Genomic DNA, 22610 nt, shown 5'->3' with positions numbered 1-22610 from the left:
GGCCGTCAATCTCCCGTCATGTTCCGTCCTGACGCATGAATCAGCAACGGTTCGGCGAGCGGCGCCCGCATTCGCGCAGCATCGAGCCGGAGGGCGGCCGCTGGTTCCAGCGAGCGCGGGGTCGAAGCAGACTACTCCTGCTCAAACCCCTGGCTCGTGAACTTCAGCGTCCGGCTGTTCTCGGTCACGGTGCGCACGACATGATCCGGCGCGCCACCCGGTATCTCCGCCTCCACCTCGATGGTGACCGTCACCCTTGTTCCAACGAGCCCGACCAGGTGCGAAATCACTTCATCCGCGATGCGGCTGGCGTCACGGCCAACGCGGGCGGCATCGAGGACGGCCGTGCCGTGGAAGCGCTTTGGTCGCGCTGCGGGGGGCTGAGCGTCCGCTCCTGTTCCTTGTCTCCCGGTCGGCGGAGCGTCAATCGTTCCGGAACCACCCCGGGTCAGCGGTTCCGATGTGGCTGCCGAGACCGGTGCCGGGCGTTCGGCATAGAGCTGCCTCACCGCCACCTCCGGTTTCACGACCAGCCCGGGTGCGTGGGCGTCGGCCAGCGTCACCATCTGCCCCGCCCGCAAGCCCTGGTAGCGACCCGCCGCCTCGTCAAAACTGTCGGCGAAGGCAAAGCCGTCCTGCCTCCAGGTCAGCAGATTCACGCCGTCGCTGATCGCGTTCAGCAGGACGCTCGAATCCCTGAGGCGCGGCAGGTAGATGTAGCGCGCGAAATCCTCGATCAACTGCTTCACCGCCACGTGATCGCCGCGCCAAAGCGGCACGCGGTCCAGTTCCATGCGCAGGCGTGGGATGCGAAGTGGGTCATATACAGGCCATCGCTGCGCAGCTTCTTGCTGACACGCACGGCCAGCGCATCCGTCCCGGACAGCCGCAGCGCTTCCCAGGTGATCGGCGCTTGCGGGGTTCCCTGCACCGGCACCAGCAGCCATTGATAGGTTTCCGGCAGCCTGGCGGTGACCGTGCCATCGGCAGCGGTCTTCTGGGTCTCGGCCTGGGTGACCTGATAGGGCGACAGGTTGAGCTGCACCTTCTCGGTGAGGATCGACTCCCACGCCAGGTATTTGCGCGCCGCTTCGTCGAGATCCTGCAGGCGGGTCTTGTCCGCCGCCAGGAAGACCAGGGTATTCCGATACAGACGGGGCGTATTGCCACGCGACTCCAGCATGGCCCGCGCGGCAACTTCGCCGGCGCTGTTGCCTTCCTTGCTGTACGGATGATTGACGCCCAGCACGACCAGCCGCGCGTCCAGGTCGTCAGGCACGTCGGCGCCGGTCGCCGGCATCGGGTGAATGCGCGCGAAGTCGCCCTTGCGCTCCAGATCCTTGCGCAGGCGTTGTTCGATCTCCTGCGCGACCTTGTCCGGATTGTGCTTGAACTGCTCGGCGCGGTCTTCGGCCAGTTTGGTCACCGTCGGCTGCGTCGAATACCAGTAGTGCGGCCCGTCCTGGTAGAGGTAGGTCGCCGCGCCGGCCATCCGGCGCAGCGCGTCACCGAACACCGCCGGCGATTCGCCCGGCATCGCGCAGCCCAGCTTGACGCGCCGATCCTCGATCCCCTTGTGCGCGGCGGCGGTGGTCGGCGCCGAGCCCATGTAGATCGCGCGCGCCACCCGCCGGCACGCCGAGACCCGGCCGAGGTTGGGCAAGTCCCGGTCGAGCTTCAGCGGCAGCGAGTTCGGCCCATCGACATCCTTCTCGATCACCGGCACCCAGTTGTCGGAGAGGTAGCGCGTCAGTTCGGACTGCACGCGCGCGTCGTCGATCGCCACGTTGCCGGGCAGGATCAGCGGATTGCGGTCGCCCTTCTCCCACAGACTGTGGATCACCGCTGCCATCAGCCGCAGCACGCCGCGCGTGCGCTGGAATTTCACCAGTGTCGACCAGTCGGTATACAGCCGGTCGAAGACTTCCGGATGGATCGGATACGCTGCCTTGATGCGCTTCTCGTAATCGGATTCGCGGCACTCGGGCGGAAACTCCGCCTGCTGGGTGCGGTAGAACTCGGCGAAGGCGCGCGCCACTACGTCCCGGTCCTTGAACTGCGCCGGGTCGGCAAGCGGCTGGAACAGGCGCCGGCGAACGATCTCGAAACCTTCTTCGGCACTGGCCGGCCGCCACGACGATTCGACCCGCCCGACGACATTGCGCAGCCGGTCGAGGGCCTCGCGGCCGCGCGTACCGCCGACTTCCACGTCGTTCGCCTGCGAGTGTGGCAGATTCTGTGGCGAGCCCGAGGTATCCGACGCCGGCAGGCTGATCACCAGCAGGCAGTTCTTCGCCAGCTTGGCCGATTCGGTGAGCACCTGCGCGAAGCTGAATTGCGTCTCGAAGCCGCCAGCCGGCAGGTCGCTCTGGTCGTGAAGCTGGCGCGCATAGGCCACCCACTCGTCGACCAGGATCACGCACGGGCCGTAGTCGTTGAACAGCTCGCGCAGCACGTCGCCGGGGCTGGTCGCCTTCTCGTCGTCGGCCGCCAGCCGCGCGAATGCTGGTTTGCCGCCAAGCTGCCAGGCCAGTTCGCCCCAAAGGGTGCGCACGACCGTGCCGTCGGGCTTGGTAGACGGGTTTCCCGGAGAAATCTTGTTACCCACCAGCACCACGCGCCGGGTCGTCGGAATCCTGCTCGCCCCGGCGGCGGCCATCACCTCGTCGATGCCGGCCAGCTCGGTCGGCGCGATGCCCGAGAACAGGTGGTAGAGCGCCAGCATCGAGTGCGTCTTGCCGCCACCGAAGTTGGTCTGCAACTGCACCACCGGGTCGCCGCCGCCGGTGGTCAGGCGCTGCACCGCGCCGACCAGCATCCCCTTGAGGCTTTCGGTCAGGTAGGTGCGGCAGAAGAACTCCACCGGGTCCCGGTATTCGTCCGTCCCCTCGCCGAGATGCACCTGCCACAGATCGGCGGCGAACTCGGCCTGCTGGTAGCGACCGCTCGCCACGTCGGCATGCGGCATGACCACTTCGCGCCAGGGCTTGAGGTTGCCGGTGACGCCGCTTTCGATCGCCGTGCTGGCCGATTTCCGCTTTTCGCTGCGCGCCTGCTCGTCGAAGCGCACGCGCAGCAGTTCCATCTTCATCTTGTCGACGTCGTCCGCCTGCGCTGCCGAAACGGCGGACAGCAGGCGCCCGGCGGAATCGAGGGCGCGGTAGGCGTCGTCGCTGGAGAAGGGTTCCTGATGCGCCCAGGCGTTGCGCACGCCCAGCAGTTCATTGACCAGACTGCGCTCGCTCTTGCCGAGAATCTGGCGAAACACCTCGGTCCATTTGCGGTCCATGACCACCAGCGAGGCGGCGACGTCGTGAAGGGATTCGCCCTTGCCGGCGCTAAGGCGGGTGTCGGACAGTAGCTCCTTCACTTCGAAAGCCCAGCCGTTGCCATACTTCGCTTTCAGTTCCCGCTCGATGAACGGCAGCAGGCCGGTTTTCAGAAGTTCCAGCGCTTTGCCGACGCGCTCGTGGTTGGTGAGGGCCATGGTGGTGTTACTCCGATTCGAACACGGTTTTCAGTTGTTCCAGAAGCCCCGGCAGCGCGAGCTGCACGGTGTCCCACAGGATGTTCTGGTTGATGTCGAAGTAAGCGTGCACCAGGCGATTGCGCATGCCGACGATCTGCGGCCAGGGTACGCCGGGAAACTCGCTGCGCCCGGCTTCGCTCACCTGAGTTGCGGCCTCGCCGACGATCTCCACGGCGCGAGTCAATGCCAGGCGTAACATCGGGTCACTCTCCAGATCCTCGCGTCTGCGTCCCTCGACGAAAGCCAGCGCCTGGCTGGCCGCATCGATCATGTGGCCGACCCGCCAGCGATCATCCGGCGACATACTGCACCTCTGCCGTACGAACCACCTCGTCGCGGAAGTAGCGACTCAAGTCCTGCGCGGTACGCAGATCGACTTTCCGCCCCCCGAGGGCTTGCGACAACTCGATTTCCATCTGCGCCATGTCGAGCAACGTCGGTCGCGCGTCCGGCAGAAACTCGACCAGCAGGTCGACGTCGCTGTCCGGCCGAGCCGTTCCCTTCAGTTGCGAGCCGAACAGCGACAGGCGGCGAATGTGATGGGCTTTGCAGAACTGCGCCAGCGCTTCTGCGTCGAGGTTCAATAGTCGTTTCATGACAGGCTCCTTCGCTGCTTCATTCTTGCCCAAACAGGTCAGGCGTACCAGCTATCAACGCACAGGGCTTCTCGGCGGCCAGGCGGGTGATCTCCGGCCAGCTCTGCACGAGACCGTTGTAGGCCATGGCCTCGACAGCGCGCTTCTTGCGCTCGCACAGGGTGTAGAGGCGGTAACAGAGTTCGCGGGCGGTTTCGGCCTTGCTGCCGAGCTTGGCGACCAATCCGGCCGCGGCGCTTTCGCCGCCGGATTCAGCGCGCGAATGAGGTGGTGCACGATCTCCCAGTGGGTCAACCGCTTGTCGGTCAGCGGGTCCCAGTCGGCCGGCAGTTCGTCCGGCTTCAGCAGGCGCACCTTGCCGGCCCTGGAGACCAGAATGCCGGCTTCGTCCAGGCCACCGACGCTGGTGTTCTTGGACTTGGAAAGCTGCTCCGCGACACCGTAATCGCCTTCGGCAAAGCCGGTCTGGTCGAACCAGGTGAGCGCCCAGCGGCTGTCGGCGTCGAAGTCGCCTTCCTGCTCCGCCAGGGCTTCGTCGAGGGTCTCGTTGATCAATGCCAGTGCAGCGCGCACCGAGAGCTGCTTGCCTTCGGCATCGAGCACCTTCGCGTAGCGCGTATAGACCGCCATGCCGGGGCCGATCGCCGCTTGCGCCAAGTCTACCGGGGCGATGTTGCCGGCCTGCAGGTGAGCCAGCGCCTGTGGAAGTTCGGCCTTGAGGGCAGTGACAAACTCACGGCGGGTGGCGGTGGGTGCGGTAGCTGGACGTTGGCGACAGACGAGGACGATGCTGGACGCGAGCGCGTTGGTGCCCGATCCGATCATGCGGTTGCTCAGTTCGGTGCGCATTGGCCAAGTGCCGCTGATGGCAAAACCGGCTTCGATGACGGCAGCGAGAAAGGTGTCCCAGCCAGTGTTGGTCGTGCCGTCCGCGCCGTCACTCTCCGCTTGCTTGAAGGCGTAGTAGATGGTCACGGGAAAGGCCGGGTGCGCCTGTTCGGCGAGCCGGTGCATGGCCTGCGTCATCCCCTCGAGGAAGAAAGTCTCGGCTTTTGCCTTGCTGCCGTGACGGTAGGGCGTGGCCACCAGTTCTTCGGCCTTGGGCACGGCCAGCGTCGCAAAAAGATCGGGGAAAACCCGCTTGAGCGAATGGCGCAGCCAGACGTAGAAGAAATCCGACAAATCAGCGTAGCCGATGTTGTCGTAATACGGAGGGTCGGTGGAAACGACCCTATCAACGCTCGTCGTCTGGGTGCTTGCGTCGGATTGAAGCGCACAGCCATTCATAGCGCCTGCACAAGCCACGCCTTTAGTAGTGTAGTCGAGCGAATTGCCGAAACTACCCGACTGAGTTGAAAGTGGATTCACTTCGGCAAAGTCCCAGGACATTGGAATTGCTTGCCGGGCGAAAGTGTTTCGCATTTTGGTGCCCCACGTCGGTCCGCCAGCATCCCAAGTGCAGATCGTTGTCATCCGATCTGACAGGCTGCTTACTACGAACCCCAGGTACACCCCAACCGCATCCGCATACGCCGTGGCGCCAGCGCCGACTTCCTCCAACGCTTTCCCGTCATCGGGCAGGCCGCCGGCGATGGCATCGCGCTTTACCCGTTCGCGCGCTTCCTGCACCAAGTCGGAAAAGGTCGTCAGCGCGACGAGTTGGCGGGGGGTGAAGAGGTCGCCATACGTTGTCAGCCCGTAGGGTGGCGTCCAGTGCGAGCGCATGTCTGCGGGTAATGGCGTCTCCGGCTTCCACTCTGGTTGCGCCGTCAGGGCGATCGCTTCCATTTCCGGCGTTGGCGCGAGATAGACCCGCCCGCGCTCGCCCTCGGCAACGATGGCCATCAACCGCGCGCCCATCCGTCCCGCCTTGCCTTCGCTCTTGACATGATCGCCAGACATCGGCGCGTCCGACATCAGGCACCTGAAGTTCGCCCCCCGCGACAGCTTGGTGCCGTTCTTCGCTCCCTCAGCATCCTTCGGCTTGCCCACCTTGACCGTGAACCGATAGCCGCCACCCTCGATCACCGGCTCGACATAGGCTTCCTTGCCCGCCTTGGTCGAGAGCATGAAGGTCGAGGCCAGCGGCACATCGATGTTGGCGAAGGCCGGGTTGGGGCTCTTGACCGTGCGCGCCCACAGCCAGGCGATGACCGTCAGCTTCCGGCCGCGTATTGTTTCAGGTCCGGCCGTTCCTGCACCATCGCTGCCGTGACCTCGATCTTGGGGTAGAGATGGCCGATGCGCTTCTCGGCCTCGTCACGCATCCACTGGCCGTAGTAGCGCACGTCCTCGGCGAGGCCCTGCGCGCCTCGCCAGCTCTTGTCCATCTGCGCTTTCTGGCGCTGCGCATCCGGGTTCACCGGCGGTTTGCCGGCGAACTTCGGCGGAATTTCGATCATCGCCTTGTTGATCAGCACCGCCACCGGGTTCAGGTCGCTGGCGTAGCTCTCCAATCCCAGCCGCTGCGCTTCGAGCGGCAGCGCGCCACCGCCGGCGAACGGGTCGTGAAACGCCGGCAGCCTGTAGCGGTCGAACAGTTCCTTCGCCCGTGGATGATCGGCATTCTCGGCGCAGGTATAGCGCCAGCTCTGCCAGATTTCGTCGCGTGCCTGCTGCAGCACGGTCTCGTTGGTCGTGTTCTCCCACTTCACCAGATCCTCGATGATGCGGAACAGCCGCTGCCGCTCCTTCTCCTGCTTCTTCTCGGTGGGGAAGATGTCGAGATGCGCCGATGGGTCATCGACCATCTGCGCGAAAATCACCGCCCGCGCCGCCGCCAGCGGCCGCCGCGCCCACCACAGGTGCAAGGTGCTCGGGTGCCCGTGGCGGATCGATTTCTCGCGCGCACTGGCGATGTTGATCGCCTCCAGCGGCAGCGCGACTTCGATGAGTTTTTTCTTCTGGATCACGTGATGTCTTTCTGATCGGCCACTTGCGCGAAATGCCGGAGCACGTGGTGAACCGAGGTGTACGGGTTGTACCCGGTGTGCTCTGCCTCAGTCTCGACCCAGGCGGCGTTTTCGAGGGCGTTTTGCAGCCTCGACATGAGTTGCCTGGCAATGGTGACATCCGCTTTTTCATAGCCTGGCATGTGCTCGCGAAGTCGTTCGATCACGTCGGCGCAACGGTTGAACGGAGCGTCCGTTCTTTCGTGGTGCAGGAGCACCCAGAATTCGAAACACGGGATTGAAATCGCGTCCCGAACGGGGAGCGGCTTGTTCTTGCGCCCGGCCAAGGTTGCGATCCTTGCTCGCGCGCGGTCAAAGCTTTCGTGGCCGTCACGGTCGAAGACACAGTAGATCTGATCATAGCCGCCGCGCTCCGCACACTTCTCCTCGGCGCAGGCGACGACGCTGATGGGCGCCGCGCCTTTCGTGTTCTCGGCAAGAACGATTTCCGCGGTCGTCAGCCCGTACTTGAGACGCGCGGCCTCGAAATACTCCTGTTCGGTCTCGCCCTCGCACACGATGAGGGTGATTGATCGGGGCGGCTTCTGTCCTGCCGTACGACGGAATGATCCACGATCCCGCAGCTTCGAAATCGGCATGCGGCGCGCCATGCGTCAACCGCCGATGCTGCCGATGAAGGGAATCGCGCCGTAGCGGCCCTTGAGATAGCCACGCTCCAGGGCTTCGTCCTTCCTTGGCGAGTATTCCAGCAGTGAATAGAGGTGCGAACAACCCTGCTTGTCTTTCTCCACGAACCAGATCTGGTCGCGCCGTAGAAGTTCGGTGTCCAGCAAGGTCGTGTCATGCGTCGTGAACACCAGTTGCGCGTTCTTTTCGTTCTTCCGGCTATGGAACAGACACACGAGGAAGCGCGTCATGTGGGGATGCAGGCTGCGGTCCAACTCATCGACGAGCAGCGTTGCCCCCCATTCAAGCGCACGCAACCAGCCGCCCGAGAACTCAAACAGCTTCTGCGTACCGTCGGACTCGTCGCCCATGTCGAGCGCCACTTCTTCGTTGGAATCCGCCCGCTTGTGCCATGCCAGGACGCGCAAGTGCTTCGGTGCTTGCGGAGGAGAGCCCAACGGCAGACCAACCTCCAGGTGAACCCGTACGGCGCCCGGAGGGAGCTTGCCCGCAGTGGGCGAGGGATGGTCTTCTTCCAGCAGTTCCAAACGATCGATGCCGATATCCGCCGCGCGCATGAAGCGCATGATCTGTTCGTGCTCACCCGCGTCGCGCAGGAGGTTAAGGCTCAGGAATGGGTTCATGTCGACACCGGGCACCAACACGATGAGCTTCTGGGTAATCCAGTTGAAAGCCGGCCGGAGTTGGGCGTTGTTCAGTTGAATGGCCGTCGACAGAAACAAGGCGTTGTCCCGGGTGAACTCCTGCCAGACCTTGCGCTCCGCCCGCTCGGCGCTGAAGTTTGGTCCGAACCACCAGCGTTGCGTTTTGCTTTCCGCGCTGTACTCCCGTTCAAACCACCTTTGCGCGCGACCATGCGGGTAGGCCACGAGCCATTCCTTGAACACACGCTCGGAACTTGCCGCGCAACAGTAGTGATAGCGGACACCATCGTCGGCAGTGAAGATGATCTCGAATTCCGAAGGCTCTTCAGATGACGCCTGTGCAAAGAGAAACGGCGTCACGGGGATGGCATGGCCCTCCTGGAAACTCGTGGCGGAGTTCTGCACCAGTTGCCGCAAGGTTTCCACGGCGCGCAAAACGTTGCTCTTGCCCGCCGCGTTCGGACCATAGATGACCGCTGACCGCAACAGGCGCAACTCTTTAGTCTGGCCCGTGACGTTGCGTTGAAGATGAGCAGCGTCTGAGCTCGCTACCATGCTCAGCTTTTGCCCCGCCCGAATCGAGCGGAAATTAGCGACGCTAAACTCAATCAACATGTGGGTCGACTCACCAAACGTGAAATCACGGTCTGATTCTTGCTGTATTTCCGCAATTTGGCAATCAAAATTTCACATTCTGGCCGCTTTACTCAACTGATGTCGGGGATTCACGGCCGGCGTCAGCAGGTCGGCGAAGTCGGAGTTGACGCGGGTGACCCCAAGATCCGGCTCGCGCTGAAATGGCTGGCGTAGGTGATATTCACGGTCGACCTGGCCAAGGCCCAGGCTACGTTGGATGGCGATCGAGCTTCCCGAGTTCGCCGCGCACCAGGCGATGGTCGAGGGTGAAGAGCTTGAAACGCACCTTGGACGGCGCTGGCAAGCCGGCGGCGGCGAGGTCGGCGAGCGGGCAGTCGAGCGGCCAGGGGGCATTGGCCTGCGAGGTGATCATCGCCATCACCGAATGACCGGCCGGAGTGTTGAAAGCCGCGGCGTCCGAGAGCACCAGCGCCGGGCGGTTCTTCGTGGCGTTGCGGTCGGTGAAGGGAAACGGCACGCGGACGACCGCGAAGCGTTCAAAGCTCACGATAGGCTTCCTCGTCGGCGCTGCCCGACCATTCGGAGAGCGTGCCTTCGACGGCGCGCAGGTATTCGAGGTCCAGCGGTTGCACGCGGCGGACGGTCGCCGTGCCGTCGGCGCCGACTTCCCAGGCGATCAGGTCGCCGGGGGCAACATGCAGTGCGGCGCGCACGTCCTGCGGGATCGTGGTCTGGCCCTTGGCAGTGATCTTGGCAACGGCGAGCATTTCGTTCTCCAGTAAGGATTGCATTACATTCTTACTTTACAGCGGGCATTCGCCTGAATCAAGCAAGCAGGAGGGCTTAGCGCGGGTCCCTCGGCACGCGCCAGCAATCCGGCAAAGTCGTAATCGACGGTCACAGCGTTGAAATCGGGCTCGCGCTGAAACGGCTGGCGCAGGTAATGCACCTTGTGCGTGGTCGCGTCGATGAACTCGACGATGGCGAGGATGAAGTCGTCGGGCTTGTTGAGCGAGTAGAGGATCTCGTTGCGCGTGACGGTGATCGTCGGCGCGCCGGAACGCGGCCCTTCACCTCGATGAAGCGCAGCTTGCCGGTGCCGGGAACGCGGCTTTCGATGTCGTAGCCGAGCTTCTCGAATTCGCGGTCGGTGGGCTCGAAGCCGAGCTTGCGCTCGATGTCCATGACGATGGCGCGAGCGCGGGCGGCGCTGATCTGGGTGTCGACGGGCGGGTGTGGTCGGCGAGCGTTGTTTGGCCGGTCATGGCCTTGATCAGGCCGATCGGCACGACCAGCAGGCCGCCCAGCACCACCGGCGGCAGCGGCGAGATCTGCGCTTCGAGCTTCAGGTCGTCCAGCCGCTTTTGCAGCCGCCCTTGCAGGAGGTCGGCGCGCTTGCGTGCCTCGCCGGAGTTGAGCTTGGCGTTGGGCTTGCCCGGCCTGCTCCTGCAGCTTGAGTTCTTCGGCGCGGTGGTCCCAGTAGGTGATTTCCTTGGTGAGCCGATCCTTGACCGCGGCCTCGGTCTTGGCGATCAGTTCGAGCTTGCGCGTCCCGCACCTCGGCCAGGTGTTCCGGCACGACCTGGGCGATGGCGTAGCCCTGGCCTTTTTCTCCAGTTCGCGGTGATCCACTGGCATTCGGGCCGGTCGAGGATCGCGTCGATGCCGGGCTCGCCCGTCGCGAGCGGGCGGTAGTCGAGATAGGGGGCGTAGTGCACATGGCGGGTGCGCCGTCTGGCGTCCATTTCGACATAGAGCATGCGCTTCGAGACGACCCGGCGCTCGCCGGCGCGGGTGAGGCCGGCGTCCTGGATGGCGTGCTCCAGGTAGAACAGCACGCGCGGCTGCATGCCGGGATCGCGCTCATCCACCAGCACGGTGCCGCGCTTCAGCAGGTCGCGGTGACGCTCCAGCGTGAGGTCGATGACGGCGTCGAGCAGCGGGTGGCCGGGGCAGACGAAAGCGGCCAGCGGCTGGCCCTGGGGCGCGACCAGCGATTTCTCGAAGGCGATGCGCTCGTAGCGCGGCAGCACCGGTTCGCCGATGCCGATCAGGCGGTCGCGGTTGCGCACCGGGGCGGGCACGTGGGTGATCTCGTAGCGGCGGGGCTCGCGCTGTTTGGCGGTGCCGCCGAGCCGCGCTGAAGGCTTCGTGGAAGAACGACTCGATGTAGTGCGGCTGCAGGCGGCGGGCCTCGGCGCGCTCCATGTCTTCGCGGATGCGCTGCACCCGGCTGGCGTCCATGGCGTCGTGGGCGAGCGCGCGCTCTTCGAGCAGGCCTGCAGGTGGCCGCGGTCGAGCGCGTTGTCGAGCACCGTCGTGAGGTAGGCCTTGACCTCGGGCTTTTCGCCGTAGCGGATGGCCTCGATCAGCAGGTCGCGCAGCGGCCTTGCCCTCGAACTGGAGCTTGCCGAGCACGTCGAAGACCTGGCCGCCCAGCGCCTGGCGCGCCTGTTCGAGCTTTTCCAGCAGCTTGCGGTAGACGTCGCCCTCGCGGGTCTCGTCGGCCACCAGGTTCCACAGGTGGCAGACCTCGGTCTGGCCGATGCGGTGGATGCGGCCGAAGCGCTGCTCGAGCCGGTTGGGGTTCCACGGCAGGTCGTAGTTGACCATCAGGTGCGCGCGCTGCAGGTTGATGCCCTCGCCGGCGGCGTCGGTGGCCAGCAGCACCTGCACCTCGGGGTCGTGCTTGAAGGATTCCTGCACCTTCAGGCGCTCTTCGCGGCCGATGCCGCCGTGGATGATGACCACGGCCTCCTTGCGGCCGAGCAGCGTGGTGATGCGCTGTTCGAGGTAGTTGAGCGTGTCGCGGTGCTCGGTGAAGATGACCAGCTTCTGGTGCGGCGAAGGCTTGGGCGGCGGGATCGGCCGGCGCCATAGGGGCGGCGGTTCGGCGAACGCGATGGCCGATGGCCGCCGGGGTGAAGATCTCGCCGAGCAGGCTGGCCAGTTCGCGCCACTTGGTGTCCGGTGCCGCTGCGGCGGACGGCCAGCGCCTGGCCTTCCAGCCCTTCAGGGTTTCGATCTCGATGCGCAGTTCGGCGATCGAGCGCGCGGCGGTGGCCTGATCGAGGATTTCTTCCTCGGCGGCCTCGACCTCGTTGTCGGGCGCTTCGTCCAGGTCATCGACGTCTTCGCTGTCGAGGGCGGGCAGCGATGGCGGGAGATCGGCGCGGTTTGGCCGCCGCGCTGCAGCACTCCAGTTCGCGCAGCCGGCTTTCCAGCCGCTCGCGGCGGCGGCGCAGCGACTGGTAGATGGCCTCGGGCGAGGAGGCCAGCCGCCGTTGCAGGATGGTCAGGGCAAAGCCGACGGTGCCGGCGCGCTTGTCGTTCTCCAGGGCCTCGGCGCGGTTGAACTCCTCGCGCACGTAGTCGGTGACGGCCTTGTAGAGCGCGGCTTCGGCGTCCGAGAGCTGTAGGGCACGGTGTAGGCGATGCGCTCGGGGAACAGCGGCGTGCCGTCGAACTTGAGCAGGTTTCCTTCACCATGCGGCGCATCAGGTCGGACACGTCGGCGGTATGCACGCCGTCGCGGAAGCGGCCCTCGAAGCGGTCGCCGTCGAGCAGCGCCATGAAGAGCTGGAAGTCCTCTTCCTTGCCGTTGTGCGGCGTCGCCGTCATCAGCAGGAAGTGCCGGGTCAGCGTCGAGAGCAGCTGGCCGAGCGGTAGCGCTTGGTGTACTTGGTCTCGCCGCCGAAGACGTGGCCGACATCTTGTGCGCCTCGTCGCAGACCACCAGGTCCCAGCGGCAATCGGGCGCCTGCAGCTTCTGCTGCACGTCTTCGTTGCGCGAGAGCTTGTCGAGGCGGGCGATGACCAGGTTGGTTTCGAGGAACCAGTTGCCGGTGCGCGCGGCTTCGAGCTTGTCGTTGGTGAGAATCTCGAAGGGCAGGTGGAAGCGCCGGTAGAGCTCGTCCTGCCACTGCTCGGCCAGGCTGCCGGGGCAGACGATCAGGCAGCGCTGCAGGTCGCCGCGGGCGATCAGCTCCTTGATCAGCAGGCCGGCCATGATGGTCTTGCCGGCGCCGGGATCGTCGGCCAGCAGGAAGCGCAGCGGCTGGCGCGGCAGCATCGCCTCGTAGACGGCGGTGATCTGGTGCGGCAGCGGATCGACGACCGAGGTGTGGACCGCCAGCACCGGGTCGAACAGGTGGGCGAGGCGGATGCGCTGGGCCTCGGAGACCAGGCGGAACAGCGCGCCGTCGCCGTCGAAGCTCCAGGGCCGGCCCTGCTCGACGAGTTCCAGGCGGGGCTCGTCGTGGCGGTAGAGCAGCTCGTTGGCGACCTTGCCGGCGGCGGTCTTGTAGGTCAGTTCCAGCGCCTCGGAGCCGAACCACTGGACGCTGACCACGGTCACCAGGGCGTCGGGAACGATGCCGCGGATGGCGGCGTTGGGTCTGGAGTTGTTCGAGCATGGCTGATCGGAACCGGTACGGACTACCTTGGACTGCTTTCTGCCCAGGAAGGGAATCGCCCCCACACCTTGCGGCGGCAGGACCTAAACCTGCTGCGTCTACCAATCGCCAGGCACTGCCATGGCGCCGGGTAGCAACTCGATCTCGCCAGCAACGCCACTGCTCCGTCGATCAATGGATATTCTAACCGCCCGCACCCTATACTGTCAGCCGCCGCCGGGCTTCTGGCCAGCCAGCTCCTCAACGATGCCTGTCGACGAGAACTTCCCTGTTGCCTCGCTGCTATTGCCGCGGCGCCTGCGCCGGCCGATCGAGGCGATCTATCGTTTCGCCCGCGCGGCCGACGACATTGCCGACGAAGGAGAGGCGCGCGCCATCCGCCTGCAGGGCCTGGCTGAGTACCGGGACGAACTCGACCGGATCGAACGTGGTCAGGCTCCCGCCGGGGAGGACTTCAAGGAGCTGGCGGTGATCGTCGCCGAGTGGCAACTGCCGGTACCGCTGCTCCGCGACCTGCTCGACGCCTTTGCCCAGGATGTCGTCAAGAAGCGTTACGCGGACTACCCGGAATTGCTCGACTACTGCCGGCGGTCGGCCAACCCGGTCGGTCGCCTGTTGCTTCATCTTGCCGGGCGAGCCAGCGAAGAGAACCTGCGCCGCTCGGACTGCATCTGTTCGGCCCTGCAACTGGTGAACTTCTGGCAGGACATCGCCATCGACTGGCAGAAGGACCGGGTCTATCTGCCACAAGCCGACCTCGCACAGTTCCATGTCGCCGAAACACAGATCGCGGCCGGACGCTGGACTGCCGAATGGGCTGCGCTGCTTGATTTCCAGCTCGACCGCACGCATCGCCTGATGAGCGAAGGCGCGCCGCTGGTCCATCAGCTGCCGGGCCGCATCGGTTGGGAAATACGGTTGACAGTCCAGGGGGGCCTGCGCATCCTGGAGAGAATCCGTCATGCACGCGGCGACGTCTTTCGGTATCGGCCGATGCTTGGCGCCGGCGACTGGCTGCGCGTCGGTGGACGCGCGCTGTTGATGTAAGTCATGGGAGAATGACTGCCCCGTGGAAATCCCGAGATCGCGCATGACCCCCGACGAATACTGCCAGGAGAAGGCGGCCCGCAGTGGCTCGAGCTTCTACTACAGCTTCCTTTTCCTGCCGCAGAATCGGCGGCGCGCCATCACGGCGCTCTATGCGTTCTGCCGGGAAGTTGACGACGTCGTCGATGAATGCCAGGACCCGCAGGTGGCCGCCACCAAGCTCGCCTGGTGGCGACACGAGCTGGCACGCATCGACGGCGGCCAGCCGCAGCACCCGGTGACGCAGGCGCTGCAGGCGGCCAGCGCAGAATTCAACCTGCCGCAGGAGCAGTTGCAGGAGATCGTCGATGGCATGGAAATGGATCTGCAGCAATCACGTTATCTCGATTTCAAGGCGCTGTCGCTCTATTGCTACCGTGTCGCCAGCGTCGTCGGTCTGCTGGCGGCAGAAATCTTCGGTTACCAGGACCGCAGGACGCAGAAGTACGCCCATGATCTCGGCCTCGCCTTCCAGCTCACCAACATCATCCGCGACGTCGGCGAAGATGCGCGCATGGGCCGCATCTACCTGCCGATCGACGAATTGCAGCGTTTCGAGGTGACTGCCGCCGACATCCTCAACGCCCGCCATTCGGACAACTTCCGCCGCTTGATGGACTTCCAGGTCGAGCGCGCCGAGAGCTATTACGCGCAGGCGATCGACGCCCTGCCGGCGGCTGATCGCCGGGCACAACGCCCGGGGCTGGTGATGGCGGCGATCTACCGCACGCTGCTCGACGAGATCAAGCGTGACGGGTGCCAGGTCCTCACCCAGCGAACTTCGCTGCCGCCGATCCGCAAGCTGTGGATCGCCTGGCGGACCTGGGTGCGTGGATGAGGGCAGCGATCGTCGGCGCCGGCTGGGCAGGTCTGTCGGCTGCCGTCGAACTGGCGCAGGCGGGATTTCGCGTGACCGTCTTCGAGGCCGCCAGACAGCTTGGTGGACGCGCCCGCAGCGTCGAGGTTCAGGGGCACCGTCTCGATAACGGGCAGCACCTCCTGGTCGGCGCCTATCGCGAGACGCTACGGCTGATGAAGCAAGTCGGTGCCGACCCCGATCGCCTGCTCAAGCGCCTGCCGCTCGAACTGAGCTTCCCTGGCGGTCCGCTTCCCTTCCGCCTGCGCCTGCCGCGCCTGCCCTCACCCTGGCACCTGGCGGCCGGCCTGCTGACGGCACGCGGCGCCTCGCTGGCCGAGAAGATCAGTGCGGCTCGCTGCATGCGCTCGCTGCAGCGTGACGGCTACCGGCTTGGCGAAGACTGCACGGTGACCGCCTTGCTCGATCGCCATGGCCAGCGCGGGAGCCTGCGCCGTCACCTGTGGGAGGCGCTCTGCCTGGCAGCGCTGAATACGGCGCCCGAACGGGCCTCGGCGCAGATCTTTGCCAATATGCTGCGCGACAGTCTCGGCGGCGGGAGCGGTGCGACCGATCTGCTGCTGCCGGCAGCCGACCTCGACCAGCTGTTGCCGGCAGCCGCTGCCCGCTTCATCGAAACGCATGGCGGCGACCTTCGCCTGTCGTGCCGCGTCGAAGCCGTCGACGCCGGCCCGATGATCGATGGCGAGCGCTTCGACTGTGCCGTCGTCGCAGTCGGCCCGCAGCATGCGGCGGCCTTGCTCGCTCGCCATACAGAAACAGCGGCTGTCGCGAAGATGCTCGCCGGCTATGCCTTCGAGCCCATAGGCACTGTCTACTGCGCGTATCCGCCGCAAGTCGCCCTGCCCTTCCCGATGCTCGGGCTCGACGATCGTCCTTCCGGGCAGGTCGGTCAGTGGGTCTTCGATCGCGGAGCGCTTTGCGGCACGCCAGGGGTCATGGCCTTCGTACTCAGCGGCCATGGCGCCTGGGAGCAACTCGACAACGCGGCGCTGGCCGCAGCCCTGCAGCGCGAACTCGCCGCGACACTGCATGCCCGCCTGCCACCGGTGCTCTGGCAGCAGGTGATCCGCGAACGTCGGGCGACCTACTCCTGCCGCCCGAATCTGCACCGCCCAGCCGCCCGGACGGCGCTGGCCGGCTGCTGGCTGGCCGGCGATTACGTCTGCGCCGACTATCCGGCAACGCTGGAAGCAGCAGTCCGCAGCGGCGTCGCTGCGGCGCAGGACATCCTGCTCAGCGCAGCTCTTCCAGCTGCCCGGCGTGCATCCGCAGACGGCGCGAACAGCGCGCCGCGATCTCTTCGTCATGGGTGACGAGAATCAGCGTGGTGCCGCGCTCGGCATTGATTTCGAACATCAACTCGATGACCTGATGGCCGGTCGCGGCGTCGAGATTGCCGGTCGGCTCATCGGCCAGCACCAGCCGTGGGCCCGGGGCAAAGGCACGCGCCAGGGCGACGCGCTGCTGTTCCCCACCGGAGAGATGTTTCGGATAGTGTCGCAGGCGGTGCGCCAGTCCAACCCGCTGCAACCAGTGTTGGGCCTCGGCTCGGGCATTGGCGGCGCCGGCCAGTTCGAGCGGCAGCATGACGTTCTCGATGGCATTCAGCGAAGGCAACAACTGGAAGGTCTGGAAAACGAAGCCCAGCACGCGGCCGCGCAGAACCGCCCGCGCATCCTCGTCCAGGCGACCGAGATCCTCGCCAGCCAGGGCCACCGTACCGCTGCTCGGCAGGTCAAGGCCGGCCAGCAGGCTCAGCAGCGTGGATTTCCCCGAGCCGGAAGCGCCGACGATCGCCACCGTCTCGCCGGCCGCGACGGCGAACGAAATCTCGTGCAGAATGGTCAACGGCTCGCCACCGTTATCGACCCGCTTGGCAAGATCCTTCACCTCAACGACCATCGCTGTGTCTCGAACCATGTCCCTTTTCCGGAAATACCGCCACTTCCTGCTTGCTGGCCTGATGCTGCTCACCGCGACCGTCCAGGCAGCAGGAACCATCCTGGTTTTTGGCGATTCGCTTTCAGCCGGCTACGGTATTCGGCAGGATGCCGCCTGGCCCGCCTTGCTGGCCAGGCGCCTGCAGGAGAAGAGGCTCGATTATAGCGTCGTCAACGCCAGCATCTCGGGAGAAACCACCAGCGGTGGCCGTACCCGGATCGAAGCGGCGCTGGCCAGGCACTCGCCACGGGTGGTCATTGTCGCCCTCGGCGCCAACGACGGCTTGCGCGGGCTGCCGGTGGCGCAAGTGCGCGACAACCTGACAGCCATCGTCGCCAGCGCCCAGAAGAAGAATGCCCGCGTGCTGCTGGTCGGTCAGCGAATCCCACCCAACTACGGCCAATACGCGCTGCAGTTCCACCAGGTCTTCGCCGAGGTCGCCAAAGCCCGGCAAACGGCGCTGGTAGACTTCCTGCTCGACGGCGTGGCAACGCAGGCAGCGTTGTTTCAGGCCGACAACCTGCATCCGACCGCCGAGGCGCAGACGCTGCTGCTCGACAATGTCTGGCGCGGACTTGCCCCACTGCTAAAATAGCCGGCCGTCAGCAAGAGGCATTGCGCGCATGAAACATGACATCGCTACCGTCGAGCGGATCAGCGAGCTTTCTTCCTTTGATGAAATCATCGACGTTCGCTCGCCGTCCGAGTTTGCCGAAGACCACATCCCCGGCTCGGTCAACTGTCCGGTCCTCGACGACCAGCAGCGGATCGAAGTCGGCACGCTTTACAAGCAGGTTTCGCCCTTCGCAGCCAGGAAGATCGGCGCCGCCCATGTCGCCGAAAACATTGCCTGCCATCTGCGCACTCGTTTTCTCGAACGTCCGAAGAATTGGCGACCCCTGGTCGTCTGCTGGCGTGGCGGCCAGCGCAGCGGCTCGATGACCCACGTTCTGCGCCGGGTTGGCTGGGACGCACAACAACTGGACGGCGGCTACAAGACCTATCGCCGGCTGGTCATCGAGAATCTCGCAGCCATCCCTCGCCAGCTGAAGTTCAAGGTCATCTGTGGCGCAACCGGCAGCGGCAAGAGCCGCATCCTCCAGGCCGTCGGACGACTCGGCGAACAGGTGCTCGACCTCGAGGAACTCGCCTGCCACAAGGGCTCGGTGCTTGGCGTCCTGCCGAACTGCCCGCAACCATCGCAAAAGATGTTCGAGTCCCGTCTGCTGACCGCGCTGCAGGGCTGCGACCGCGACCGCCTGGTGTATGTCGAAGCGGAAAGCCGGAAAATCGGGTCGCTGCAATTGCCGACGGCCCTGATCGAAACGATGCGCGCCGGCGAGTGCGTGAATATCGAAGCGACGCTCGACGCCCGGGTCGATTTCCTCTTGCGGGATTACGACTATTTCCTGACCGCACCCGAGTGGCTGGACGCTCGCCTGCAACCCCTGCGCAATCTGCAGGGCGCAGAAACGATCCTGCGCTGGCGCGACCATGCCCGCGCGGGCCGCTGGCGCCAACTGGTCGCCGAACTGCTTGAACTGCACTATGACCCGCTCTACAGCCGCTCGCAGAATCAGAACTACGCCGGCTTCGGGGCGCCGACCAAGCTGAGCACCGACGATCTGACGCCTGCTGGCATTGAGGCCCTGGCGCAGCGCGTTTGCGGCCGATGATCAGATTCACCCGAGGAGAAAAAAACGATGGCACAAGACAGGCATGACCTGGTCGTTGTCAGCGAAAACGGCCAGGGACCTTACCAGCAGACGGTCCGCGTCGGCAAGCACTGCCTGATCGCCGATGAACCGGTCGCCATGGGTGGCAACGATGCCGGCCCGGCGCCCTTCGATTTCCTGCTCACCAGCCTCGGCAGCTGCACTTCGATCACCTTGCGCATGTATGCCGAACGCAAGGAACTGCCGCTGACCGGGGTCAGCGTCGAGTTGACCCACGACAGGGTCGACGTCGAAGGTGGCGGCAGGGTCGATCGCATCTCGCGCCTGATCCGCCTTGACGGCGACCTGACGCTGGAAGAGCGCAGCCGGTTGCTGGCGATCGCCAACAAGTGTCCGATGTACCGCTGCCTGCAATCGGACATCCGGATCGACAGCCTGCTTGCCGACCCTGATGCGGCATCAGCGGCCGATCGAGCGACACCGGGCGTACCAAATGTCACGGACAGGAGCGATTAGAGCCCGATTGCTAGAGACTTGCGGGACCATTCGTAGTAGAATTGATGCACTGCAACATCAACCCGTGCGGCGCCTCTCCAACCAGAGGTAAATCTTCCCATGCTAGAACATCACTACCTCACCACCCTGTTTGAGCCCAAGTCCGTCGCCGTCATTGGCGCTTCCGACCGGGAAAATTCGGTCGGTAATGTCCTCTTCAAGAACATTCTCGATTCCGGTTACAAAGGACGCCTGTACCCGATCAATACGGCCCACGACACGATCCAGGGGGTACCGGCTTACAAGTCGATCGAGGAGATCAGTGCCCGTGTTGAACTGGCTGTCGTCGTCACCAGACCACAGACGGTGCCGAAAATCATCGAACAATGCGGTCGCAGCGGCGTCAAGAACGCCATCGTGATCACTTCGGGTTTTGCCGAGGCGGGTCACTCGGGCGCAGCGCTCGAGCGCAAGATGATGGAGATCGCCCGCAGCTACGGGGTCCGCCTGCTTGGCCCGAACTGTCTCGGCATCATTCGCCCGAACCTGGGCCTCAACGCCACGTTCGCGCGCGTCAGCGCCAACGTCGGCAATCTGGCACTGGTTGCACAATCGGGCGCCATCTGCTCGGCCGTTCTCGATTGGGCAAGCAGCAACCGCATCGGCTTTTCCAGCGTCATCTCACTGGGTGGTACGGCGGATGTCGACTTCGGGGAAATCCTCGATTACCTGATCTACGACAACCTTACCCATTACATCCTGCTCTACGTCGAAGGCATTCGCGACGCGCGCCGCTTCATGAGCGCCTTGCGTTCGGCGGCGCGCATCAAGCCGATCGTTCTGCTCAAGGCCGGCCGTCACGCCGGCGGCCTGGCGGCCGTCGAAACGCACTCCGGTATGGCCGCCGGCTCGGATATCGTTTTCGACGCTGCCGTTCGCCGGGCAGGCGTCGTGCGCGTCAAGAACATTGGCCAGTTGTTCTACGCTGCCAAGGCTCTGGCGTCGAAGTTCCGCCCGCAGGGCAAACGTCTGGCGATCATCACCAACGGCGGCGGACCAGGCGCCATGGCGGCAGACCGCGCCGGTGATCTCGAGATTCCGCTCGCCGAATTGTCGGCCAGCACCATGCAGGCGCTCAACGCCACGATGCCACCGACCTGGTCGCAGCGGAACCCGGTCGACATCGAAGGTGACGCGACGCCCAAGCGCTATTACGACGCCATCCTCGCCGTCGCCGGGGATCCGGAGGTCGACGGCGTTCTCGTCATGCTTTCGCCGCAGGCCATGACCCAGCCGCTGGAAGTTGCCAAGGCGGTGATCGAAGTCGACCTGCTGACCGCCAAACCCATTCTGACCTGCTGGATGGGCGAGGAGCAGGTTCATCCGGCACGCGCCCTGCTCGAAGAAAACGGCATTCCTTCCTTCCGCATGCCGGAAACCGCCGTCGAGCTGTACTTCCACATTTCGACCTATTACTGGAACCAGAAGCTCCTCCTGCAGACGCCTGCACCCCTGTCGAAGCATGCGCGCCCGGAAACCGAGGGCGCCAAGATGCTGATCGAAGCGGTGCTGCATGAACGCCGCAAGATCCTCTCGGAAATGGAATCGAAGGCCATCCTGCGCGCCTTCCGGATCCCCGTGGCGCAGACCATGGTCGCGCATACGCCGACCGAGTCGCTGTTGCTTGCGGAGCAGATTGGCTTTCCGATCGTGATGAAAATCGACTCGCCCGACATCGTCCACAAGAGCGAAGTGGGAGGAGTGCGGCTCAACATCACCAATGCGCCGGCCGCCCGCAACGCTTATCACGACATCATCGAGACCGTCAAGAAACGCCACCCGACGGCGCGTATCAATGGCCTGTCGATCGAACCCTACCTGGCTCGCCCGAACGGCCGTGAGTTGATGATCGGCGTCTCGCGTGATCCGATCTTTGGTCCAATCATCACGTTTGGCGCCGGCGGTACCGAAGTCGAGGTTTTCAGCGACCGGGCGGTTGCCTTGCCGCCGCTCAACCGCTTCCTGGCGCGGGATCTGATCCGGTCAACGCGCGCCTCGAAACTGCTCGGCGAATTTCGCAACATGCCGCCGGTGAACCTGGAAGCGCTCGAAGACGTGCTGCTGCACGTCTCACAGATGATCTGCGAACTGCCCTGGCTGCAGGAACTGGACCTCAACCCGCTGATCGTCGACGAGAACGGCGGTATTGCCGCCGATGCGCGCATCGTCATCGACTATGCAGCGCCATCCGGTGACCGCTATGCGCACATGGCGATCCATCCCTACCCGGTGCATCTGATCCAGGAATGGGAACTGCCGGATGGCCGAACGGTGACGATTCGTCCTATCCGTCCGGAAGACGCCGAGCGCGAGCAACAGTTCGTCATTGCCCTGTCCGACGAAAGCAAGTACTACCGCTTCATGGATACCATCCGCGAGCTGACACAGACCATGCTGGTGCGCTTCACCCAGATCGACTACGACCGCGAAATGGCCCTGGTGGCGACACTGCCCGACGCGGAAGGCAAGGAACTGCAAATCGGGGTCGCCCGCTACGTCACCAATCCGGATGGCGAATCGGTCGAGTTTGCTCTGGCGATTGCCGATGACTGGCAGAAGCAAGGCATCGGCCGCAAACTGATGAGTGCGCTGATTGACTGCGCGCGTGCCAAGGGTTACCGGACCGTCGTCGGCGATGTGCTGTCGATGAATACCAAGATGTTCAATCTGATGACCAAACTCGGCTTCACGATTCACCCGCACCCGGACGATCCGGCCGTTAAACGGGTCATCAAGCCCCTGAACAACTAGGCACTGCTCTAAAGGGCCGTGGCAGAGACAACGTACCAAGGTTGACGAAGTCGGAGTCTTCGGCCGGCTGCAGAACCCATGCCGACGACTTCGCCTGAACGCCTCCAGACCGGCGTCTTGGCCCCTTCCCGCTGCCCTACTGCTGTTCGAAATTCACATCGTAGGGATACGAACGATGGGGTTCATTGGACTCCCGGCACGCCTTCTGCTCGTTGAGGTCGACTTTCCTGTCCCACCAGATGGCCCGTCCTCGGCGCTGATCCTCGGCCCATTCCGGGTGCTCGACCATCATTTCGCGCATGAACTTGGTGTGATCGGATTCGTACAACGCCATCTCGCCT

18 protein-coding genes and 4 pseudogenes are annotated in these 22610 nt (G+C 64.6%); 8 read left to right on the top strand and 14 right to left on the bottom strand.

Annotated elements, in window-relative coordinates:
* Nucleotides 1-131: 131 nt before the first annotated feature.
* The 11 genes and pseudogenes from V5B44_RS18555 to V5B44_RS18505 all read right to left on the bottom strand — a co-directional run.
* Nucleotides 132-3487 (bottom strand): annotated as a pseudogene (locus V5B44_RS18555) (Swt1 family HEPN domain-containing protein).
* 7 nt (nt 3488-3494) lie between these two features.
* Nucleotides 3495-3800 carry a HepT-like ribonuclease domain-containing protein gene (locus V5B44_RS18550; protein WP_332360488.1) on the bottom strand — a complete coding sequence of 102 codons (306 nt, stop codon included), beginning with the start codon at nt 3798-3800 and terminating at the stop codon, nt 3495-3497.
* Between the two features lie 19 nt (nt 3801-3819).
* Nucleotides 3820-4125: a nucleotidyltransferase family protein gene (locus V5B44_RS18545; protein WP_332360486.1), complete on the bottom strand. Its 306-nt coding sequence runs from the start codon at nt 4123-4125 to the stop codon at nt 3820-3822.
* A gap of 19 nt (nt 4126-4144) precedes the next feature.
* A pseudogene (locus V5B44_RS18540) lies at nt 4145-7037 on the bottom strand (DUF1156 domain-containing protein).
* Nucleotides 7034-7687 (bottom strand): RloB family protein, encoded by a 654-nt coding sequence (locus tag V5B44_RS18535; RefSeq protein WP_332360485.1) that lies wholly within the window; start codon nt 7685-7687, stop codon nt 7034-7036. The pseudogene V5B44_RS18540 and the gene V5B44_RS18535 overlap by 4 nt, the downstream one beginning before the upstream one ends.
* 3 nt (nt 7688-7690) lie before the next feature.
* Nucleotides 7691-8983: an AAA family ATPase gene (locus V5B44_RS18530; protein WP_332360484.1), complete on the bottom strand. Its 1293-nt coding sequence runs from the start codon at nt 8981-8983 to the stop codon at nt 7691-7693.
* A 229-nt stretch (nt 8984-9212) separates the two neighbouring features.
* Nucleotides 9213-9512: a type II toxin-antitoxin system PemK/MazF family toxin gene (locus V5B44_RS18525; RefSeq protein ID WP_332360483.1), complete on the bottom strand. Its 300-nt coding sequence runs from the start codon at nt 9510-9512 to the stop codon at nt 9213-9215.
* Nucleotides 9502-9732 carry an AbrB/MazE/SpoVT family DNA-binding domain-containing protein gene (locus V5B44_RS18520; RefSeq protein WP_169069339.1) on the bottom strand — a complete coding sequence of 77 codons (231 nt, stop codon included), beginning with the start codon at nt 9730-9732 and terminating at the stop codon, nt 9502-9504. Before V5B44_RS18520 ends, V5B44_RS18525 begins: the two co-directional genes overlap by 11 nt.
* Nucleotides 9733-9755: 23 nt before the next feature.
* Nucleotides 9756-10150 (bottom strand): annotated as a pseudogene (locus V5B44_RS18515) (DUF3883 domain-containing protein).
* A gap of 347 nt (nt 10151-10497) precedes the next feature.
* Nucleotides 10498-11280 carry a hypothetical protein gene (locus tag V5B44_RS18510; RefSeq protein WP_332360481.1) on the bottom strand — a complete coding sequence of 261 codons (783 nt, stop codon included), beginning with the start codon at nt 11278-11280 and terminating at the stop codon, nt 10498-10500.
* A gap of 286 nt (nt 11281-11566) precedes the next feature.
* Nucleotides 11567-11791 (bottom strand): annotated as a pseudogene (locus V5B44_RS18505) (C-terminal helicase domain-containing protein); the annotation flags it as partial.
* Nucleotides 11792-11874: 83 nt separating this feature from the next.
* On the opposite strand from V5B44_RS18505, the gene V5B44_RS18500 reads away from it, so the two are divergent.
* Nucleotides 11875-12033, top strand: a complete 159-nt coding sequence (locus tag V5B44_RS18500; protein ID WP_332360480.1) for a hypothetical protein — start codon at nt 11875-11877, stop codon at nt 12031-12033.
* Nucleotides 12034-12260: 227 nt separating this feature from the next.
* On the opposite strand, the gene V5B44_RS18495 is transcribed toward V5B44_RS18500, so the two are convergent.
* The gene (locus tag V5B44_RS18495; RefSeq protein ID WP_332360479.1) at nt 12261-13445 is read right to left on the bottom strand and encodes a DEAD/DEAH box helicase; all 1185 of its coding nucleotides are present in this window, start codon (nt 13443-13445) and stop codon (nt 12261-12263) included.
* 181 nt (nt 13446-13626) lie between these two features.
* Here V5B44_RS18495 and hpnC point away from each other — a divergent pair, with 181 nt between their 5' ends.
* The 3 genes from hpnC to hpnE are packed head-to-tail and all read left to right on the top strand — an operon-like array spanning nt 13627 to nt 16659.
* Nucleotides 13627-14427, top strand: coding sequence for a squalene synthase HpnC (hpnC, locus tag V5B44_RS18490; protein ID WP_332360477.1), 801 nt, complete (start codon nt 13627-13629; stop codon nt 14425-14427).
* Nucleotides 14428-14470: 43 nt separating this feature from the next.
* Nucleotides 14471-15304, top strand: a complete 834-nt coding sequence (gene hpnD, locus V5B44_RS18485) for a presqualene diphosphate synthase HpnD (protein WP_332360475.1) — start codon at nt 14471-14473, stop codon at nt 15302-15304.
* Nucleotides 15301-16659, top strand: a complete 1359-nt coding sequence (gene hpnE / locus V5B44_RS18480; protein ID WP_332360474.1) for a hydroxysqualene dehydroxylase HpnE — start codon at nt 15301-15303, stop codon at nt 16657-16659. The genes hpnD and hpnE overlap by 4 nt, the downstream gene beginning before the upstream one ends.
* On the opposite strand, the gene V5B44_RS18475 is transcribed toward hpnE, so the two are convergent.
* Complete coding sequence (locus V5B44_RS18475) at nt 16580-17266, bottom strand: ABC transporter ATP-binding protein (protein ID WP_287632554.1); 687 nt, start codon at nt 17264-17266, stop codon at nt 16580-16582. The two genes, hpnE and V5B44_RS18475, sit on opposite strands and share 80 nt — an antisense overlap.
* Between V5B44_RS18475 and V5B44_RS18470 the strand changes: the two genes are divergently transcribed.
* The 4 genes from V5B44_RS18470 (at nt 17265) to V5B44_RS18455 (ending at nt 22269) form a co-directional block, all read left to right on the top strand.
* Entirely contained in the window at nt 17265-17882 is a 618-nt protein-coding gene (locus tag V5B44_RS18470; protein ID WP_332360473.1) for an arylesterase, read from the top strand. The two genes, V5B44_RS18475 and V5B44_RS18470, sit on opposite strands and share 2 nt — an antisense overlap.
* Before the next feature lie 28 nt (nt 17883-17910).
* Nucleotides 17911-18963, top strand: a complete 1053-nt coding sequence (gene mnmH, locus V5B44_RS18465) for a tRNA 2-selenouridine(34) synthase MnmH (RefSeq protein ID WP_332360472.1) — start codon at nt 17911-17913, stop codon at nt 18961-18963.
* A gap of 27 nt (nt 18964-18990) precedes the next feature.
* Nucleotides 18991-19479 carry an OsmC family protein gene (locus tag V5B44_RS18460; protein ID WP_332360470.1) on the top strand — a complete coding sequence of 163 codons (489 nt, stop codon included), beginning with the start codon at nt 18991-18993 and terminating at the stop codon, nt 19477-19479.
* A 99-nt stretch (nt 19480-19578) separates the two neighbouring features.
* Complete coding sequence (locus V5B44_RS18455) at nt 19579-22269, top strand: bifunctional acetate--CoA ligase family protein/GNAT family N-acetyltransferase (RefSeq protein ID WP_332360468.1); 2691 nt, start codon at nt 19579-19581, stop codon at nt 22267-22269.
* A gap of 136 nt (nt 22270-22405) precedes the next feature.
* Here the strand turns inward: V5B44_RS18455 and V5B44_RS18450 are convergent, their stop codons facing one another.
* On the bottom strand, nt 22406-22603 hold the full coding sequence (locus V5B44_RS18450; RefSeq protein ID WP_287694269.1) for a DUF3460 family protein: 198 nt from the start codon (nt 22601-22603) through the stop codon (nt 22406-22408).
* Nucleotides 22604-22610: the final 7 nt, after the last annotated feature.

The organism is Candidatus Accumulibacter necessarius (assembly GCF_036625085.1).
Note: the sequence above shows the minus strand (reverse complement) of the source record. Positions and strands in the feature narration are given on the sequence as shown.

Bases quoted from the DNA above. Each gene is read 5' to 3' on its own strand.
- V5B44_RS18550 (WP_332360488.1), bottom strand. From the start codon at position 3,800: ATGATCGATGCGGCCAGCCAGGCGCTGGCTTTCGTCGAGGGACGCAGA.
- V5B44_RS18545 (WP_332360486.1), bottom strand. From the start codon at position 4,125: ATGAAACGACTATTGAACCTCGACGCAGAAGCGCTGGCGCAGTTCTGC.
- V5B44_RS18535 (WP_332360485.1), bottom strand. From the start codon at position 7,687: ATGGCGCGCCGCATGCCGATTTCGAAGCTGCGGGATCGTGGATCATTC.
- V5B44_RS18530 (WP_332360484.1), bottom strand. From the start codon at position 8,983: ATGTTGATTGAGTTTAGCGTCGCTAATTTCCGCTCGATTCGGGCGGGG.
- V5B44_RS18520 (WP_169069339.1), bottom strand. From the start codon at position 9,732: ATGCTCGCCGTTGCCAAGATCACTGCCAAGGGCCAGACCACGATCCCG.
- V5B44_RS18500 (WP_332360480.1), top strand. From the start codon at position 11,875: ATGGCCGCCGGGGTGAAGATCTCGCCGAGCAGGCTGGCCAGTTCGCGC.
- hpnC (WP_332360477.1), top strand. From the start codon at position 13,627: ATGCCTGTCGACGAGAACTTCCCTGTTGCCTCGCTGCTATTGCCGCGG.
- hpnD (WP_332360475.1), top strand. From the start codon at position 14,471: ATGACCCCCGACGAATACTGCCAGGAGAAGGCGGCCCGCAGTGGCTCG.
- hpnE (WP_332360474.1), top strand. From the start codon at position 15,301: ATGAGGGCAGCGATCGTCGGCGCCGGCTGGGCAGGTCTGTCGGCTGCC.
- V5B44_RS18470 (WP_332360473.1), top strand. From the start codon at position 17,265: ATGTCCCTTTTCCGGAAATACCGCCACTTCCTGCTTGCTGGCCTGATG.
- V5B44_RS18475 (WP_287632554.1), bottom strand. From the start codon at position 17,266: ATGGTTCGAGACACAGCGATGGTCGTTGAGGTGAAGGATCTTGCCAAG.
- mnmH (WP_332360472.1), top strand. From the start codon at position 17,911: ATGAAACATGACATCGCTACCGTCGAGCGGATCAGCGAGCTTTCTTCC.
- V5B44_RS18460 (WP_332360470.1), top strand. From the start codon at position 18,991: ATGGCACAAGACAGGCATGACCTGGTCGTTGTCAGCGAAAACGGCCAG.
- V5B44_RS18455 (WP_332360468.1), top strand. From the start codon at position 19,579: ATGCTAGAACATCACTACCTCACCACCCTGTTTGAGCCCAAGTCCGTC.
- V5B44_RS18450 (WP_287694269.1), bottom strand. From the start codon at position 22,603: ATGGCGTTGTACGAATCCGATCACACCAAGTTCATGCGCGAAATGATG.